General features: G+C 59.0%; 21 protein-coding genes and 1 tRNA gene. 11 read left to right on the top strand and 11 right to left on the bottom strand.

What is annotated here, in order from left to right; genetic code table 11:
* A partial coding sequence (locus NEI07_RS10185) for an Arm DNA-binding domain-containing protein (RefSeq protein WP_256034369.1) occupies positions 1-708 on the bottom strand: 708 nt, incomplete at its 3' end.
* Between the two features lie 499 nt (positions 709-1,207).
* On the opposite strand from NEI07_RS10185, the gene NEI07_RS10180 reads away from it, so the two are divergent.
* Together NEI07_RS10180 and NEI07_RS10175 are read left to right on the top strand one after the other, a co-directional pair.
* Positions 1,208-1,450: a type II toxin-antitoxin system Phd/YefM family antitoxin gene (locus tag NEI07_RS10180; RefSeq protein ID WP_256034368.1), complete on the top strand. Its 243-nt coding sequence runs from the start codon at positions 1,208-1,210 to the stop codon at positions 1,448-1,450.
* Complete coding sequence (locus NEI07_RS10175; protein ID WP_256034366.1) at positions 1,450-1,875, top strand: type II toxin-antitoxin system VapC family toxin; 426 nt, start codon at positions 1,450-1,452, stop codon at positions 1,873-1,875. Before NEI07_RS10180 ends, NEI07_RS10175 begins: the two co-directional genes overlap by 1 nt.
* A 152-nt stretch (positions 1,876-2,027) precedes the next feature.
* Here the strand turns inward: NEI07_RS10175 and NEI07_RS10170 are convergent, their stop codons facing one another.
* Both NEI07_RS10170 and NEI07_RS10165 read right to left on the bottom strand, forming a co-directional pair.
* On the bottom strand, positions 2,028-2,270 hold the full coding sequence (locus NEI07_RS10170) for a hypothetical protein (protein WP_256034365.1): 243 nt from the start codon (positions 2,268-2,270) through the stop codon (positions 2,028-2,030).
* Between the two features lie 364 nt (positions 2,271-2,634).
* The gene (locus NEI07_RS10165; protein ID WP_256034364.1) at positions 2,635-2,967 is read right to left on the bottom strand and encodes a hypothetical protein; all 333 of its coding nucleotides are present in this window, start codon (positions 2,965-2,967) and stop codon (positions 2,635-2,637) included.
* Positions 2,968-4,269: 1,302 nt separating this feature from the next.
* Here NEI07_RS10165 and NEI07_RS10160 point away from each other — a divergent pair.
* Positions 4,270-5,088, top strand: a complete 819-nt coding sequence (locus NEI07_RS10160; protein ID WP_256034363.1) for a hypothetical protein — start codon at positions 4,270-4,272, stop codon at positions 5,086-5,088.
* 68 nt (positions 5,089-5,156) lie between these two features.
* Here NEI07_RS10160 and NEI07_RS10155 read toward each other — a convergent pair whose 3' ends face one another.
* Complete coding sequence (locus tag NEI07_RS10155; RefSeq protein ID WP_256034362.1) at positions 5,157-5,429, bottom strand: YccJ family protein; 273 nt, start codon at positions 5,427-5,429, stop codon at positions 5,157-5,159.
* Between the two features lie 730 nt (positions 5,430-6,159).
* On the opposite strand from NEI07_RS10155, the gene NEI07_RS10150 reads away from it, so the two are divergent.
* The 8 genes from NEI07_RS10150 to NEI07_RS10115 all read left to right on the top strand — a co-directional run bounded on the left by NEI07_RS10150 (position 6,160) and on the right by NEI07_RS10115 (position 11,598).
* On the top strand, positions 6,160-6,852 hold the full coding sequence (locus NEI07_RS10150) for an arylesterase (protein ID WP_256034361.1): 693 nt from the start codon (positions 6,160-6,162) through the stop codon (positions 6,850-6,852).
* A gap of 45 nt (positions 6,853-6,897) precedes the next feature.
* A complete protein-coding gene (locus NEI07_RS10145; RefSeq protein ID WP_256034360.1) occupies positions 6,898-7,158 on the top strand; it encodes a hypothetical protein in 261 nt (86 codons plus the stop codon).
* A gap of 193 nt (positions 7,159-7,351) precedes the next feature.
* Positions 7,352-7,441: transfer RNA gene (locus NEI07_RS10140), tRNA-Ser, on the top strand.
* A gap of 183 nt (positions 7,442-7,624) precedes the next feature.
* Complete coding sequence (locus NEI07_RS10135) at positions 7,625-8,803, top strand: tyrosine-type recombinase/integrase (protein ID WP_256034359.1); 1,179 nt, start codon at positions 7,625-7,627, stop codon at positions 8,801-8,803.
* 15 nt (positions 8,804-8,818) lie between these two features.
* Complete coding sequence (locus NEI07_RS10130) at positions 8,819-9,244, top strand: hypothetical protein (RefSeq protein ID WP_256034358.1); 426 nt, start codon at positions 8,819-8,821, stop codon at positions 9,242-9,244.
* A gap of 444 nt (positions 9,245-9,688) precedes the next feature.
* Positions 9,689-10,531 carry a restriction endonuclease gene (locus NEI07_RS10125; RefSeq protein WP_256034357.1) on the top strand — a complete coding sequence of 281 codons (843 nt, stop codon included), beginning with the start codon at positions 9,689-9,691 and terminating at the stop codon, positions 10,529-10,531.
* A gap of 8 nt (positions 10,532-10,539) precedes the next feature.
* Positions 10,540-11,220, top strand: coding sequence for an SOS response-associated peptidase (locus NEI07_RS10120; protein ID WP_256034355.1), 681 nt, complete (start codon positions 10,540-10,542; stop codon positions 11,218-11,220).
* A 51-nt stretch (positions 11,221-11,271) separates the two neighbouring features.
* Entirely contained in the window at positions 11,272-11,598 is a 327-nt protein-coding gene (locus NEI07_RS10115; RefSeq protein WP_256034354.1) for a hypothetical protein, read from the top strand.
* Positions 11,599-11,650: 52 nt separating this feature from the next.
* Here the strand turns inward: NEI07_RS10115 and NEI07_RS10110 are convergent, their stop codons facing one another.
* The 7 genes from NEI07_RS10110 to NEI07_RS10080 form a co-directional block, all read right to left on the bottom strand.
* The gene (locus NEI07_RS10110) at positions 11,651-12,529 is read right to left on the bottom strand and encodes a hypothetical protein (RefSeq protein ID WP_256034352.1); all 879 of its coding nucleotides are present in this window, start codon (positions 12,527-12,529) and stop codon (positions 11,651-11,653) included.
* Between the two features lie 22 nt (positions 12,530-12,551).
* Entirely contained in the window at positions 12,552-12,917 is a 366-nt protein-coding gene (locus NEI07_RS10105) for a hypothetical protein (protein WP_256034351.1), read from the bottom strand.
* Positions 12,918-12,933: 16 nt separating this feature from the next.
* Positions 12,934-13,095 (bottom strand): hypothetical protein, encoded by a 162-nt coding sequence (locus NEI07_RS10100; protein WP_256034350.1) that lies wholly within the window; start codon positions 13,093-13,095, stop codon positions 12,934-12,936.
* Between the two features lie 282 nt (positions 13,096-13,377).
* The gene (locus NEI07_RS10095) at positions 13,378-13,623 is read right to left on the bottom strand and encodes a hypothetical protein (RefSeq protein ID WP_256034349.1); all 246 of its coding nucleotides are present in this window, start codon (positions 13,621-13,623) and stop codon (positions 13,378-13,380) included.
* A 374-nt stretch (positions 13,624-13,997) separates the two neighbouring features.
* Positions 13,998-16,382, bottom strand: coding sequence for a hypothetical protein (locus NEI07_RS10090; protein WP_256034348.1), 2,385 nt, complete (start codon positions 16,380-16,382; stop codon positions 13,998-14,000).
* A 191-nt stretch (positions 16,383-16,573) separates the two neighbouring features.
* A complete protein-coding gene (locus NEI07_RS10085; RefSeq protein ID WP_256034347.1) occupies positions 16,574-16,897 on the bottom strand; it encodes a phage tail assembly protein in 324 nt (107 codons plus the stop codon).
* A gap of 14 nt (positions 16,898-16,911) precedes the next feature.
* Entirely contained in the window at positions 16,912-17,340 is a 429-nt protein-coding gene (locus NEI07_RS10080) for a hypothetical protein (protein WP_256034346.1), read from the bottom strand.
* Positions 17,341-17,909: the final 569 nt, after the last annotated feature.

The raw sequence follows: 17,909 nt of genomic DNA, 5'->3' as shown, positions 1-17,909 counted from the left end.
CAACAGTAAGCGAACGATGCGTTCGAAACTTCCGCCGGCTTCCGTCGCACGCCACAGGGCAATCAGCTCGTCATCTGTCAGGAAACGTTCGCGCTTCGTTGTCGGCGCGACGGGGACTTGCGAAAACGGGTTATCCGCCAAGGTTCCACGCTTCATTCCCCACGAATAAGCAGCCCGTCCATAGGCGACCGTGCGGGCCGCCATTGCCGCGCGGCCCTTGCGGCTTAGACCGTCTAAAATGTTCACGACGGCGGCGCGGTCGAGATCGGCGGCGGGTAAGTCGAGATGATCCGCGAAAGCAAGCCGCAAGGCGCGCACAGCCTCGCGGGCATAACGAGGACGCTTCGCTGTAAGATGCAACGCCGACCAGTCATCAACCAGCCGGGCCAGGGTGTAGGCGCCGTGAGCGGCCTTGCGGCGGGCTTCGACTGTGGCGGCCTTGCGCTCGCCTGCCGGGTCTTTGCCTTTGGCGACGTCACCGGCGATGGCGCGCGCGGCCTCGCGGGCTTTCGCCAGCGAGACGGCGGCGCACGAGCCGAGCGGGACGCGGCGCTTATGTCCGTGGACGGTGTATTGCGCCAGATAGCTTTTGGAGCCGCCGGCGGTCACGCGCACGCCCAGCCCTCTTTGTTCATCGTCGAAAACGAGCATGTCCCGCTTGTCCCCGGGGCACTTCAGAGCGGCGATCCGCGCCTGAGTCAGTTTCATTGAACTTCTTTCGAAAGAGCTGTCCACACCGCCCGCAGCCGTCCATCTGTCCACCCGGGTCGGACCGATCCGGCAAAATCAGTTGGCCTATGTGCGGACCCGGAGCGGACCCGGCGGAGCGTCATTTTATGGCACACAGTGTCGCGTCCTGTGTCAGTAATAAGCCGGGAAGCTCGCGGAAATCAATAGGAATTGCGGGTCCGCGCGTTTTCTGTCATTTTCTGTCGCGTTAATAAAACTTATTTGTAATCAGTAGGTCGCGGGTTCGAATCCTGCAACCGGCACCATATTCCCAGCACGCTGCTCGATCATTGCCTGCGAGCCAAACTCTCACCTTGCGCGGCCAAGTGACCTTTCGGAGTGAGCATCAGTTACCGCACGTTCCCGGACAATGTCGTAAAGCTGCTGCGGGGTGAGAACATGCCGCTTCGGCGAACCTCCTGCTGGAAGTCTTGGGTCACTCGCGCTATATGACTATCTACATGGTCAGGAGCGTGACATGAATGCGATCAATCTGGCGGACGCCAAAGCCCATCTGAGCGAGCTGGTCGACCGAGTCGAAGCGGGCGATTCGATCGACATCACCCGTCGCGGCAAGCCGGTCGCGCGGCTCACCGCCGTGGCGAGACCCCGCAAGCCGATTGACGCCGCGCTGCTTCAATCGCTGACGGCAGCGATGCCGCCCCAGTCCCAGAGCGCCGCCGATCTCGTGCGGTCAATGCGGGATGGCGATCGCTACTGATGCTTTATCTCGACACGTCGCTGATCGTTGCGGCGCTCTCCAACGAAGCGACGACGCCGCGTGTTCAAGCCTGGTTGGCGGAACAGGACCCGGCGCAGCTCCTGATCAGCGATTGGACTATCACCGAGATGTCGTCCGCCATGGCGATCAAGCTGCGGACGGGGCAGATCAGCTTGAAACAGCGCGCCGCGGCGCTCGCCATGTTCAACAAGCTCGTTGCCGAGAGCTTCACCGTGCTGGGCGTGACGGGTGGGCAGTTCCGAGCGGCGGCGAAGTTCGCCGATCAGCATGCGCTTGGGCTTCGCGCCGGCGACGCGCTGCATCTTGCCATCGCGTCGGACCATGGCGCCACGGTGCACACGCTCGACCAGCGGCTCGCCGACGCCGGGCCAGCGCTCGGCGTGCCGGCGCAGTTGCTGGCATAAACCGGCCCTTCTCCATCTCGGCCGGCGCCCTCAACAGCCTCTATGGCAGGTGAGGTCCGACGAGCAAAATGACGCGATCGTTGCTGCCGGACGCGCGGGGGCCGCGAGGGCGCAGCGGTTTGCGCTCCGCCCATCATCGCAATGTTCGAGGCTCACCAGTCGCCGTCCGGCGCTCCTCCCCCTGCCGCGCCTTCAAGCACTATTTGGCCGGTGGGATCCTGCGGCTCGGCATGAGGCAGCGCATACCCCCAATATGTCATGCCCTCGACGTAGTATGGCGGGGGCGCGCCGCAGGGCGCCCTGACGTAACCATCAAAACATCTGGGGCTCTTGGCGAGAGCCGAACCTGAACCAAACAGCACGACCAAAAGTGCGGCTAAGATTGCTTTCGACATCTTACTCTCCCAGCAGCGCCGTCGCGAAGTGAGCGCATGCAGGGGGTTATATTTCTGTCACTCAGTTGTGGTAGGGGCCGCGCCGCAATTTTTGATGACGCCCTGAGTTCGACACTTTCGCCAGAAGCGCGCTGACAGAGCGAGCCTGACGACTGACAGTCATCGGTCTTCGCACGCGAAGTGTTGAGCGCGGAGTTAGGCGCGCAAGGATTTCGTGGGGCGATTGCAGGCAATGTCCGACGGCGCCGCTTCTGCGCGACCGTCTTGCCTCGCAGCTAAGCTGCTTTCAGAGGTTGTGCACTGAGCGCGTTGGCGGCGGTGGTCATGATAAAACCGCCGCCGCTCCAATGGCAAACCACCGCTATTACCATCCGTAGCCGTCGGGATACCCGTAAGGGTCGCCATAGGCTGGATAACCATAATAATAAGGTTGTTGTGCGTAAGCGCCTGCTGCAGCGGCTGCCCCGAGGACGCCCACGGCGGCTGCGGCCGCGGCCGCGCCCGGATTATACCCGCGCCGATAATAGCCGCCCCGATAGTTGCGCCGATAGTAGATTTGATCAGTTAAAGATGGTGCTTCCATGCCCTCGGAACGCATGACGTTGGTCGGGCCTGCCCAAGCGTTGGCTGACAAGGTCGTCGCGACCAAGCCGCTGCACAAGGCGCCCGTGACGATTGACTTCAATGTAATTCGCATGTCTGCCTCCGCTCGCCTTAAACCAATTGCGACGCCCCACGCGAGAAGCTGGATCGTCGCCTTATATGTGGGGCCGAAAACGTTTTTGTCGAGGCCAAGGTGATGCGCGCCTAGGAATGGATCGTCTCGTCGAGGTCAATGGATTCGGAAGGGCGACGCAGATATCCACGGCAATGGGGCGAGCGGTCTGAAGCGCTGATCGGCTCCTTCGAGCGACGAAGGCTCCTGTCGAGTGCGCAAAAAGAAGGGCGAGACGGCCAGCATCTCGCCCTAGACATACGCCGCGAAATTCGGTCCGATGAATGAGACCAAGCCGCAGCCCACTTCAATTGTTGTGATTGCTGCAATGTTCAGACCAACGCTTATTCCTAGCCTCCGGCGCGTCAGCGCTCCACCTGTGGAAAATACCTATCCGATAAAGGGTTAGACGACCGAAAGACGCGCTCCGCACGCCAATTTCTCAAACCACTGGCGCCCTGCCCTCGCCGGATCTGCGCGCCGACGTGATTTCGACGAATGTGTTGGCTAGAGCAGGTTTCGAAAAAGTCGACCGACTCTTTCGATGAGAACCTGCTCCAGCATTTTGATTTTGACGATTCCTTACCGATCACGTGATTCCATATGATCGGGAAGCGCTCTAAGAGGCTATCGGCTATAAGGCTGGATCGAGAATGGCGACGCCGCACTGACACGGAATTTCGAGAGGAACATCGTGAGGATCTCGTTGAAAAGCACTCGTCTCGCGGGCTCAGCGATACGCCGCCGCCGAAATCAGCGTCGAAGCGTGTGCGCTGGGTTCAATAGAGGCGCCCTTGCCATTGCGATTTTGGCCGTCGCGCTCTCCAGCGCCGTCGATGCGAAGCAGAAGCAGGCGGTTCCACCGCCCGTTCCGGCGGGCGCAGAGCCGGCGCCGCCTTTGGATCAATGCGGCCATCCGATCGTCACGGACAGTGTCGGAAAACCGTACATAGACCCCGTCTGCATCGCCCTCTCCGATCACCTGCAACCGCCGCTCTATATTCCTCGGCCTGAATGCAACAGAGGCGTGGAGCCCTATGATTCGAGTTGCTTCTTTGAGAGACTCTATACGGTGATGACGGCTTCGCCGGGCCCCCCGCCTCTCAATCCGCCTGCTCCCCTTCGCTTTAAATAATCCTTGAGCGATTCACGCCGGGCGCTCTCACCCGACGCCCGGACCGCCGCAGCATAAGGCGCGGCGGGACGCGACAAGCGACGCCATTTCGCCGCGATTCAGGCGCATGTACAAAATCTCCGCCCTGTTCCGAAGGTGGGATAATACGCATGCACGACCTCATCATTCCGCCGGAGCCGCCACTGCCGAAAAAAAGCGGTCCGCCAGCAAAACTGCCGGTGGAGATCGTCATCGACCGCCGCGGCGGTCGGCCGGTCCGCTATGGTCTGATCGCCGCGTTGATCGGTCTCGCCGGACTTGCGGCCACGCATTTTTATGCGCCCGACCGTTCCAAGGACGCGACAGTTCAAAAGGCTGAGGCGCAAGCGCCCCAGCAGGTCACGATCCCGGTGTTGGACGAAGCGTCGAAGCGTCGAATCGCCGCCCTCCAAGATCAAGTGCAGGAACTGCGCGCGAAATTGGACGCCGTGGAGAAACGACAAGAGGCCGACAGTGTTCGCGCACAGCCCGCCAGCGCCCCTCCGCCCGCTGTCGAAAACCAAGCTGCCGCAGTCGACGCGAAAGCTGCGCCCGTGACGCGTTTGCCCGAAAAGACGCAGCCCAAAGTCGCGCGCGCCGCCGGAAAGGAAAACGCCAAAATCGACATGACGCCCGTCCAGACGATCGCGCCGGCTCCGAAAGTCGTTAGCGGCTATAGGGTGCGCGACGTTTATCACGGCGCCGCTCTTATCGAATCGGACAGGGGCATGATCGGCGTCGAGCCCGGCGAAATCGTGCCGGGCGTTGGTCGAGTGATAGCCATTCAAGAACGCGCCGGCCGTTGGGTGGTCGTCACGGAGCGCGGGGAAATTCTGGGGAATGCGCGCGGACAGCCGTACGCGCCGGCTCCGCGTCAGCGCCAATTCGCGCGAGAACTCTACGGCTTTGAGCCCGGCCCCTTCGAACCGCCGATGTACCCTCGCTATTGATGATCGGCGCTCGCCACTCTGGCGAACGCGCAGGCGTGAACCGATGATCGCGCTCGATGCGATCGCAATCAGTTGCGACGCGCCGGCATGAGGCGAAGCGTTTCGAACGGTCCCCAGGCGAATTTGCCATTGTCGACGGCGAAATCGCCGTCAGCGACATATTCCACCACGAGCTCGGAGATCATCCGCCACTCTTCTGGCGTAGGCGCTTCCCAAATCGCTTCCGGCGTTCGCTCGTCATTACACAGAGCAAAGATCGCCTGAGCGATTGCGGGATGGGTTTGCCGGTTGACGCTCCATCCGACCGGCGGCGGGACGCAAGAGCATATTCGATTATTCATCGTCGCCTCCTCGGGCTCGTTTCGCCCGGCGCGAGGCGCGCCGTGTTGAATATTAGCATAGAAGACGGCAGGCTGGTGAGGTCTTCGCCAATAATTTCGCTGGCTCGATCACAGCCGGCATGCAGTCTTAGGCGTATCGGCTGCGAGGTTTTACATGCAAAAACTATCCGTGATGGCGACGGCGTGCGCAGCCTTGAGTTTGACCTGGCAGACCGCCGTCGCAGGAGCAATGAGCGCCAATAATTTCATGCTTCCCACGAAAGACGTCGCGCTCAAATGCGCGCCCCTGAACTACTCCATCCATTGCTCGATATCTTTGAGAGCTAATCCACAATACAGTTCTTATTGCTTCTATGTCGCGGCGGGTCAATCATATCCCATGAAGACTGACTACCGTTTCGGATTCTATAACAACGTCGTCAGCCTCCAGCTCAATAATAGTTCTCCAGTGACCGCTCAGTTGAGAGACCTGAGAACCGGCGCGCATGCGCGATGTTTTGAGGCCGGGTGATCGGGCGCCGCTCCCGCGCGCCAGCGTTGCACTTCGCTTGTAACGGGGTCGACGCGGCGCCAATGATACATGGGGAAAAAATGGAGGCCGGCTGCGCCTCTATCCGATTTCCGTTTGCCGAGTTGTTTTAACGTGATGTTCTACTTCGGGCGCCAATCTGGCTAAGGCGTCACGTCGCCCTAGCTGATAATACGCGGCGCCTTTTGGGGGCTATAAGGAATGTCAAAATCTCTTTTCACTTCGCTGGCGAAAGTCGCCTCACTCGCGCTCCTTCTCGCCTCGCTCGCTGCGCCAGCCTTGGCGCAACCGGTCAATGTGCTGATTTTCGGCGATAGCCTCACATCTGGCTTCGACCTTCCCGAGGCGCAGGGATTTCCGGCTCAACTTAAACACCGGCTGCTCGCCGACGGCTATAACGTTGTCGTGTGGAACGGCTCCAATCCCGGCGACACCAGCGCCGACGGCTACGCGCGCATTAATGAGGCGCTGCAATACGATCCAGATCTCGTCCTTGTCGAGTTCGGCGCCAACGACATGCTGGACCGTACCGATCCGCGCGTCACCTACCGCTATCTCGACGCGATCATCCGCATCTGCAAGGCGCGCGGCGCGCGCGTGATCCTTGCCGGCATGCTCTCGCTGCCGAAGCACGGACCAAACTATATCGTTGGCTTCAACAACATCTATCCGACTCTCGCGCATATGCATCGCGTGCCGCTGTACCCCTTTATGCTGGCAGGAGTATTCGGCCACCCGGCGCTCATGCAGAGCGACCAAAAGCACCCGAATGCACTTGGCGTCGCGGTAATGGTGGCCGGCATCGCGCCGCTGATCGAGGCGAATCTTCGCAGGATCCGCGTCGCGTCGCCGAGGCCTTCCCGTCCCGACGCTCCGCTCTTATCGCAGCGATAACCCCGAGAGCGCGCCAACGATTGCGTCCGGATGATGGAGGCGGCGATGCGGATGCTTCGGCTGGCGGTTCTTCTGCCCTTCACGCCCGTGTTTGTTTCCCCGGCGTCGGCGCAGGCCACGGCCGCGGACATTGTCGCGGCGCATATTCGAAGCCAGGGATACCCTTGCGACGCGCCGCAAGCCGCCAAGCGCGACCCTCGCGCTTCCAGACCGGACGAGCCGGTCTGGCTGCTGACCTGCGCGAACGCCCGCTATCGCGTGCGTTTGGTCCCCGACATGGCCGCGGCTGTCGAGCGAATTCATTGAGGGGACGCAGAGTGCGCCTCGACGCCGGCCGCGCTCTGGCGAAGAACCGCGCGCGGGCTTGTGATTGCCGGGGCGCCTCGCACGGGATTTTGGCCTTTAGGGCTCGGCGCGGCGCCGCCAAAGGCGTTCTCTTGCTATCGCGCCGGGCCTTTGGCATATGTCTTTCGCGCACCGCCTGATGATGCGGACGCATGGAGACGTGGCCGAGAGGCTGAAGGCGACGGTTTGCTAAATCGTTATAGGGGAAACCCTATCGTGGGTTCGAATCCCACCGTCTCCGCCACAAAATAATCCCAACCCGTCCAACCAAGTTCAAATACGCCCGTTTTCCGGGGGTTTTTGCGCGGCGATCGTCCAAATCCGTCCAGCTTCGTCCCGCTTGCGCCCATCCGTTTTGTGGGTATCGTTGTGAGGTTTGGAGGACGATTCCTTGGCTCGCGGACTGCACAAGCTATCGGCGTCTTTTGTGAGAAGCGCGCCGATCGGAAAGCACGGCGACGGCGGCGGGCTCTATCTGATCGTCGCGAGCGAAGCCGCTAAGAATTGGGCCTTCCGATATATGAAGGCCGGACGCGCTCGCGAAATGGGCCTGGGCTCCGCCTTCTATGTCCCTTTGTCGGAAGCGCGCTCGCGGGCAGCCGAAATACGTCTATCGATTGCGAAGGGCGCGGACCCATTAGAGGAAAGACTCCCTGCGCGAGAGCGTAGGAAGCGAGAGGCGTCCAAACAGGTCACATTCAAGAGCCTCGCCGAAGATTTCATGCGCACGAATGAAGTGGGCTGGAGCAACGCGAAACACCGCGAGCAATGGCGCCGGTCCCTGGAGCTTTTCGCCTATCCGACGATCGGTCAAATGCCGGTCGCTGAAATCGGCGTCGAGGACGTGCTGACGATCCTGAAGCCTATTTGGGCGACGAAAGCCGAAACGGCTCGCCGCGTTCGAATGCGGATTGAGCGTGTGCTGTCGGCGGCCATCGCGCGCGGCTTGCGCTCGCCGCCCAATCCGGCGGTGTGGCGGGAAAACTTGCAACACTTGTTGCCGACGATATCCAAAGCTCGCCGCGTGAAGCACTTCGCCGCCGTTCCATTTGGCGAGGTCCCTGCCCTCATGCGCGCGCTGCGCCAGCGTGAGAGCGTAGCGGCGAGGTGCCTGGAATTCACGATCCTGACAGCGGCGCGCAGCGCGGAAGCGCGCGGCGCGAGCCTTGGTGAGTTCGATCTAAAGAAAGGCGTCTGGACGATCCCCGCCGAACGAATGAAAGGCCGAATCGCGCATCGCGTCCCGTTGCCGGCGCGCGCCGTCGTAATAGCGAAGGAAATGGCGCCCCTCGCGGAAAGGTCCGGCGGGCTGATTTTCCCCGGCCAAGGAACCGGCCGCCCTTTGACGGACACGGCGGCCGTGAAAGTCCTGCGGAGCTTGGGGCGAACCGAAACCTTGCACGGCTTCCGCTCAACCTTCAGGGATTGGGCCGCAGAGACTACGCACTATCCGAATCATGTCGTCGAAATGGCCTTGGCGCATTCGATCGGGAACGCCGTCGAGGCGGCTTATAGACGTGGCGACCTGTTCGAAAAGCGGCGGGAAATGATGGCGGATTGGGGCAAGTATTGCAGCAGCGACGCCATTGTGCCGGGCGTAGAATGATAGGGGATTATTGCCATGCGAGACGTTCTTGACTTCATACAAACCGTAGGCGTTTGGTCGATTGCGGCAATTGGGGCACGCATCGCTTGGCAACAAAAAGAGATTGCCGCGGAAAAAATAAAGCTCGAAAAGTTCGATCGGCGCTTTAAAGTCTTTGAAGCTACACGCTCTTTCTTGAGCCACATTCTTACAACCGGTAATGTAGACAATGAGCAAGAAAAAGAATTTTGGGTTGCGACTTCGGACGCAATTTTTCTATTCGATGCTGAGATAGAAGAGTTTATTCGAGACTTGCGTTTGCGTGCAATCTATTTCCCGTCACTAAATCGGGAACAGGCGAAATTTCCCGAGAAACGTCAAGAAGCGTTCAATCAGTTCGAGAAAGACATTATGACGTTACCCGATAGGTTCTCAAAATATTTGAAGCTCAGAGTTCACTAACCATGCACCCTGCCCCGCCCACGATCGCCGATCTGCAAAGCCAAGGCGTCCGCGGCGCTCGCGCGTTTTGCCTGAATCAAGCTTGCCAACGTTGCGGGGTTATCCCATTCGATGCGCTGCGGAACGCCGCAGAGCTTCCCTTTATCCGCTTGGCGAGGTCCCGGCGCTTCGTCTGTTCGGCGTGCGGCTCGCGTGACGTGCATCTCATGCCCGATTGGCCGCGGTATCGTGCGCAAGGGTGAAGCGATGGCGCTCTGGATTTTGCCGATACCATAGGCGCAGGTTGGTCTGCTGTGTAGTTGACGACATGAGAATCGGTTAGATTGGCCCAAATCACTCCCAACGGTCCCACTGACGAATCTGATCAAGCCGGGTGATTCATAAAAAACGCATCGGCGATCAGCTTCCGAAAAAATACCGTCACCAAAGCAGAGAATTAAGCCAGTGGCAGCATTTGATAAATTTTTGATGTTGCTTGGTGGCGGTTTTGTTTTGACTCTTTCGCTAACTATGCTGCGCTTTGATTACACCCGACACATCGGCTTCCTTTTAATATTGCTTTTGGTGTTTGCTATCGTCTTTGTTTGGCGTCGCGAAAATAGGCGCCAAAAAGCTCTCGAAGCTGCAAAAGCCAAAATCATTCGAATCGTCGGCGAGCACCTGGAGACCTTCGCGCGGCGGCGAATGGTTTTGTTGCGAGTCGATCACTACGGCGTGAAAGACGTGAAACGCTGGAATAAGGAAGTCCAGCACTTCATAGATAAAGTCATTCGTCCACAGCTCACGCTAGAGGAAACGTGGGCTCTCGGCGCAGGACTTCGCTTCAACCCAATCTTCCAGGAATTGATCGAAGATCGGGTGATGCTCAGAGCCCGTGAAATTGAGCGTGAAACGGCAATCTCTGGCGATTTAACCCCAGAACAATTCGAGCTTTGGTGTTCTAACACTCTCGCTTCTAACGGTTGGAAAACGAGCACCACAAAAGCAAGCGGGGATCAGGGTGCAGACGTATTAGCTGAAAAATGCGACTTGAGGGTTGTTTTGCAGTGCAAACTCTATGGCACGCCTGTCGGCAACAAAGCGGTGCAGGAAGCCTTTGCGGCACAGCGCCATTATGTTGCGCGCCTTGCGGCTGTTGTAACAAACGCTGAATATACCAAGTCGGCGCGCGATCTCGCGAATAGCACTGGCGTCTTGTTGCTGCATCACTCGGACCTAAAGCGATTCGATGACATAGTCGAAAAGCATTGTGCTGAATTCCGAACCTCACAAAAGGCCAATGCCTAGACAAACCTATGTGCGGACGCTTCACACAACATCTCTCATGGGCCGAACTGCATCGCCTTGCCGATCTGGTCGGCCCGCCGAGTAACCTTCGGCCGCGTTACAACATCGCGCCTACCACACGGATTGAGGTCATTCGGCCAGGGGCCGCCGGCAACGAATTGACTCCCATGCGGTGGGGCCTCCTTCCAGCATGGTGGAAAAAGCCGCTGTCCGAAATGCCTTCGACGTTCAATGCGCGCGCCGAGACGGTCGCCGAAAAGCCGATGTTTCGATCGGCATTCAAGTCTCGCCGCTGTGTCATTCCGGCTTCAGGCTTTTACGAGTGGACAGGCGCCAAGGGCTCAAAGACACCCCACTACTTCAGTGCGCTGACCGGCGAGCCGCTGGCGTTTGCGGCGTTATGGGAGACGTGGCGCGATCCTGAAAGTGACGCGAAGGTGGACTCCGCCACGATCATTGTCGGCGCGGCGAATGATTGGATGGCGCGCTTTCACAATCGCATGCCGGTCATACTAGACTGGCGCGGCATTGGAGCCTGGATGGCCGGCGACGATCCGGGAGCGCTGTTGAAGTCGGCGCCCGAGAATGCGTTGCAAGAGTGGATCGTGTCTTCGCGCGTCAACAGGTCAGGCGTGGGCGACGATGACGCGGGATTGATTGAGGCTGTAAAGCAAGTCCAGAATGCCTGAAATCCAGCAATCATGCCCACCTTGATTGCTGCGCCTCCGGGAGAATCACGTATGAGCAAACTGAAGGCAAAGGGCAGTCGAGGCTCATGGTTCGCGGAAGTCGATGGCGAGCGACTGCCCTGCGTCCATGAGCACTGGGCCAGGAAGTGGCCAGACTATAATGACCCAGGCATCAAACCGGGCGGTCGAAAGGAGAATGAGTATATCGACGCAATCAAGAACGGCACGGTCATTCTGACGACAGACGATGTCGTGTCACAAGAACCGTTTCGATTCAGCCGGACAGGATACGTGGCTATTTACACGGTTGAAGACGTGACTGCAGATGACAGCGGCATTTCGTTCAGGTTTGTCTCCCGCACTTATAACCTGCTGTAGAGCATGGCAGCCGAGTGCGTCCGAGAGATACGTGATTTAAGAGACATATTTTTCAAAGCGGAAGATCGTCCTGCACATGCCCGGCGATTATGCCATGAACCTTCACAATCTCGGCGCGGGTATCAATCAACTCTCCTTTTTCGTCATACGAATAAACCATGCGCACTGTGCACTGCAGGGCGTCCCCCGCGAAAATACCGATGTCCCGCGCATGCAACCGGCGCAGCCATTCTTCGTCCTTTATGGCTGCGTTAACGGTCGTCTTTCCATGGGAGAATTGCCACATTGTATTTTTGATCAGATCAGGCTTCCTGATTGTCAGTGACACCTCTACGACGTTTTCCTTTTCGATCGGCTCGGAAGGCGTTTTGTTCAGCGTCTCGCTCGGAAGCCATGTCGAACTGATGTCGACTGAGTATTCGTCCTTGCCCAACTCGATTGTGAGTGAGTCCCCGATTTCCAATTCCGCCTTCGCCTTTTGTATTTTATCGAGCGATGCAATTAGCCGGCCCTCATGAACGGGCGGGTAATCAGGAAGGTGTCGCACATCGGTTGTCGCGGCACATTCCTTAATTTGTTCCTTTAGCGCCTCCAGTCGCTCTGGCGCATCATCTTCCTTTTCAAGGAACTCAATCGCGCTGCGCTTTGCCTTGACAGCGAAGTCGCCTGCAATGCGCTTCCAATCCCCCGATCTTAACGCATCGTCATCAATGCTACGAAGCATGCTGGCCAACTTTACACGCATGGAGCCCGCAGACACGTCTTCGAGCACCAAGTGACTCTCTATCTTGGCGTCTAGTGACGGCAGCACCGCGCGATCAAAGCTTTGGAAAGCGTCAATGAGCGCGCTCGCCGCATCGAACACACGTCGAGGATTCCCCGCACCTCGCGTAAAACTGATTGTGAAACTAAAATCGCCTTCGTGCTGCATCCCTCGCCCCACAAAAATCAGGTCAACAGAACCGTATCACGTTGGGAAACACTACTACGTTCAAGTCATCTTTCAATCTCGCTAGCACTTCGCGCGTTGCTGCATTGACGGCCGCTCGATAATGCGCGCTCGCCAGCCCCGTAAAGCTACCCGCCACCAACGCTAGCCGGCATTCCTCCCCGTGTCGCGTAATGATCGCAACAAGCGGCGGCTCAACCGCGCGATCTTCGCAAGTGTCGATTTCCTTATCTAACGCCGCGCGCCCGAACGCGGGCAAGTCCTTGCGAACGTCCGCCTCGAAACGATCCAAAAATGACGCGCTCGCGTCGCATAGTTCGGCGACAGCCTCTTCGTCGGGGTTCGAATAGGCAAAGTCCAACATCTTCATATCGTCTTCTCCATTATCAAGCGGCAAGTTTCAGGTCGCGACGATCCTTCGCGACGCGCCACGCATACCGGAGCGCATCGCCGAAGGTTTCGAATAGCTGCCGGCGGTAGAGGCTATGCGCGTGACGCATCACGGCTGCGCGATCGATCGGCGCGACACGTTCGGATGTTTTGCGCATTGCCCCAAGCTCCTTTCCGGCTCGCGATTTCCGCGGGGCGGCCTGAAGCTTATCTACTGAATTCATATAGACGAGTCAAAGCTTTTGTCTGTTATAACTTGTATATGTGTAGCTTCTACATGTCATAACATTTGCACAACAAAGAACAGAGACAAAAAAAAGCGCCGCCAACCTTTCGGCTAGCGGCGCTTTCCCACCTACTCAGGAGATTTTACTTGATCCTATGGGCGGATTTGTCTGCGCTCGTTTGCAGCGCGCCGGGCTCCGCCCACAGGTTCGCCGTCAAGCGCGACGATTGGAGGTGCCCGGCTGTTCGAACTTGTGGAGGTCTGGAAATCTTTCAGCGCGCAGATGGCGCGGCGTGCGCATGTAGCTGACGACTTGAATGGCCCCAATGACGACGCCGCCAAAGAAACATGTCGCCGCGAACCAAAGGAAGGCGACAGCGACGGCAACGCCAATCTGCGCGAGAAGAGGCAATTCGCCGATCATCATGGCTGCGGAACCCCCAAGGATTTCAATTCGCATTCGACGCGCGAAACGTCGTCGTCAAGAACGGACGAAACCTCATACAATTGCCCGTCGCAAAAACGCCGAATGCGGTCGCCGTGATTGATCGCAAACGGCAAGTCGAGGCGCGCGAAGCTCGCACACAGAGGTTCGGTTTCGACGCGCGCATTCAAACGGCCACCCGCCATCTGAAATCCGACGTGCGAGCGTTGCGAGATGACACCGCACAACGTTACGGCCTTGTCGGCGTAGGGTTCGCTTGGATAATTCGGCCGCACATGGCAGGGAATCAGTTCTAAGGGTTCGCCGAACGCGTGATTGATCGATTGCGAGACGCGCTGCATTCCAGCGCGCCAGTTGCTATTGAAGAAAGACATTGTGGGGTGTCGCTCCTACCTTGTGCCATGCGCGCCAAAGCCGAAATTGGATGAAAGAGGCGCAGCGACGGGCGCTCCGCCGCCCCCGCCGGACCTAGCCGGCGAGTTTCCGCCGCCCTGCATCGTTGTTCCCAATTTTCCGCTTAGCTGCATTCGCGCGGACGCGTCCGCAAAACGCCGCTCGATTGACGCCAAGAACTGCGGCGATGCATCTACTCGCACGTGGTTCTCAACGCTGACATGCGCTTCGCCCTGGACGGTTCCTTGAACGGAAATCTCCCGCGGAACGGCCCAACTGGATTCATGAGGAATAATCCCCGGCCACTTTGGTCTGTCGTGATGGTCGCCGAGCGCCGGGAATCCGCCCTCACGCGTGAAAGGTGAAGCCCCATATCCCTTGCCGCTCAATTTCGAGTTCAAGCCAAACGCGGCGCCGTTGCGGGCGCCATCGAATGCAGCCGCGCGAATAAGCTCCGAGCCGCCAAAGAAGCGATTGAACTGGCCCTGCCCTCTGGGGTCGATCTCCCGCGGCGACCATATGGTGAGCGCGCGCAGATATTGTTCCCGCGCGGCGCGATCGTATTCGGCTTGGCGGGATTCGTCGTAAGCGGACGCCCGTGGCCCGCGACGCTTTTCTTCTTGGGCGCGATCAAACGATCTTGCCTCTTCGATCATGAGCTTCGCGACCGATCCGACAACGATTGTCGTCGCGGCTATCGCCAAGCCTTGGGGAGTCATGAAACGCGCGAGTAAACCCGCGCCTCTCGCCGCGGCTCCCGCTGCGCCAGCGACGCCTGCGCCTTCGGCCGCGCCGCCGATAGCCGCGGCGGTCGGGATATTCAGTCCGGGGAGTTTCGACGCAGCCGCGGCGAGCCTCAATTCAACAGCCGCCGCCTGTAGCGAAACGCCGGCCGCATTCAATGACGCTCCGCCCTTAAGAGCGTCGAGAACGCCGGCCCCAACTTGATACAGTTTGTATCCCGCGACGCCTGCCGTAGCGACAGGCGCAGCCGCGAGCGCAGTTGCAAGAGCAGGATTGTCCTTTTGGAATTTGCCGAGCGTTTCGCCAAAGGACGCCACTCCGCTTGCCAACCCGCGCATGATTCTGGCGGCCGGCTCCATAGCGGGTGAAGTCAAAGTCGCGGCGAGGTCGCCGAGCGCCGTGTTAAGGGCTTGCGCTTGAGCAAGAGGATTCTTGCCCATTGAGTCGAGCGCGCCTTGCGTGCCGGCCGCCTTCTCGAAAAGCCCCATATGCCGCTTGAGCGTGTCTTCCTGGTTAATCATCATCTCGACGATGCGCGCGGCGTTCGAATTCGGGAACAGCCGTTGCGCGGCGAGAATTTGATCTTCTTTTCCGTTCACGCCGTGCGAGCGCAGCGCCGGCAACAGGACGGTCCAAACCCATGACGCCGGGTCTGTCGCCGCGAGCTTGTGGCCTTCCATAAAATGGCCGGGCAACAACCCTACCGCTTTGCCCTTGCCGGAAAATTCAATGTCGGCGTTCTTGACGAGTCCTAGCCGCCTGAATTCCTCTAAAGCCGGATGCGCAGTGGGGCCTTTCAGATTCGACGTTATCAGCTTCACCATCTGGCGAATGCCGAAACCCGCCGTCTCGCCGCCAAGCTCTTGCACAAGGCCCGGCGCGATAAGATGCAAAAACCGATCGTGGAACAGCGGCGCCGCCGTGCCGGATTTCTTGACGAAATCCGCAAGCTGCGCGGCGTCAATCGTTTTGCCTAGGACTTGTTGCGCGCGGACGGCCGCGTCAAAATAACGTTCCAGCCGTTCCGTATTCTGTCCAAAACCTGCAATTTCGGCGGCCTTCATGAGCCATTGCAGGCCGGCGGCCGATTGCCCTGTTGGGTCACTTGCTTTCATCGCCGCTTCAGTGCGGGCGACGATCGGCAGGACGTGCGAAGCCTCTTCGGGTCGAGGAACGATCGATCGAATCTCTTTGTATCTTTCGAGCAAAGAGGTTTGGTCGAGAATCGGTAGCTGTGTCTGAAGGTGCTGTGCGAGCGCCCTCGCGCTCTCTAATTCTTTGCCGTGAATGCCGGCGAGCCCGAGCCTAAACTGTTCGGCGACACGTTCGGCCCCAAGATGTAACGCTTTCTCGGAACCGTGAATGATCGATGGCGCCGCCATGATCGCGACATTCGACGCGAGGCGTTTAGTCGCTTCGGCCATACGGGCGTAATGCGATTGCGCGCGCTCAAGCTGGCGCATATGCATGTCGAGCGCGCGATTGGCTGCGTCAAAATGTTTGCCGACGCCGCTACCGGGGCCGCCGAGCCTTTCGAACGCTCGCGCAGCGTTTTGGGCCTCGCGCATGATGCGATTAAGTGCGGCGGTTGCTTCGTCATGAACTGAAACAGTCGCGTCTATGCGAGGCCCTGCCATGGCTCAGAAACTCCTATCGCCACTTGGGGGCGATGATCTATTGAGAAACGAAAAGAGCGCAGTCTAGGACTGGCGCTCTTTCTGCAATCGAGAAATGTGTTCGAGATAAAAAGTCGCCTGCGTAACCGTCATGGCTTCGATTTCAGACGGCCCTATGTGAAGGTCGTAAAGAAACGAAGCCATGAGGCGGCTTATATTTCGAAAGGGCTCTCGCCAGCGACCCCCAAGAGCATTTCGACAACAGCAGCGCGGACCGCATACCAGTCCTTCGCAGGCAAATCGTCCAGGACGATTTCGTCATGGCCGGACATATGAGTGGCGAACTGTGCGAGCGCGCGATTATCGTGCTCGATTGACTGTCCTTCCTTCGTCGAAATGACTTTGAAAGGTTCGCCGTATTGGCGAAACGCTCTTAAGGTTGGTTCGGACAGAATGATTTCCTTCAGAGGGCCTTTGTGCGTCTGAAGCGGGCGACTCAACGTCACGGTTTTCGAGGTGGCGGGAGCGGTCGTCATTGTGTTGGCCTCCATTAAGCCGCGGCGCCAAGCGCGCGCTTCGCTGCATCGCTAACCGCAGCCACGTCGGCGCCCGCCGAATGAAGCGCCTTGCCGATCGGCTCGCCATTGCGATAGCTCGCGAGCGCGGCGTTGAGGCGGCGCGCTTCCGCCTTGGCGGCGTCATCGCCGCGAGCGCCTTTCTGACTGAGGCCAAGCGCGCGTATTTCGACCGATCGCACGATGACCTTTTCGGTCGCGGCGTCGGCGTGAGAGGTGAATGAATATGACATGGTAGGAGCCTCAATATTGTGATGTTCGATCGGCAAAGCCGCGAGCAACGCAGCGGCTTCAGGAATGGAAAGCGTCGACTCGTCTTGATGCATGCGAAGTAGCGTGCGCGCGGCCGATGGCCTGCATTGCGCCTCTTCTGAACTGAGCACGGCGGCGGCGTAATCCGACAACGGTTGCTCGGGCTCGGGCGACGGCGCGGACGATTGGGGTTTATTGACCTTTGCGGCCTTAGACCTTCGCACGGGACGCCGCGGCCCCGCGTAATTGTAATCGATACAATATCCATGGTGCGCAGCTTCTGACGCGAAACGACCGCGGCCCTCAATCTCTGCGTCGCGTTCCCGCGCAAGCTCGCCTTTAGACACACAGTTAAAGCCGCGCGCGAGAGCGTCTTCCGCGGAAACCAATTCGCCAGTGACTTCGATCATTGCCTTGCCGCCGATCAATGGCCAGAAAAACTGAGTGTGCTCCATCAATAGCCCCAATGATGATTGCGCCGAGCGCCGAACGTCGTGGCGTATCGCCCGCCGGAGCCGCCTTGCGACTGCGGGCAGATGGCCGATAGGCGATCGATTTCTTGCTTGAGCAATTTCGCGTCGCCGCGCTGGAAATATTGCCACATATCCCCGTGTCGAACCTGTGCACTCTGATTTCCGGAAACCAGGCTCAACCACGCTGCGCGAAGCTTTGGTAACAGGGCACAAGGGTCGTGAACCTCAGACGGCGGCGCGTTCGCAGG

The organism is Methylocystis suflitae, assembly GCF_024448135.1.
GTDB lineage: Bacteria > Pseudomonadota > Alphaproteobacteria > Rhizobiales > Beijerinckiaceae > Methylocystis > Methylocystis suflitae.
This window is presented reverse-complemented; position numbering and strand designations above follow the sequence as displayed.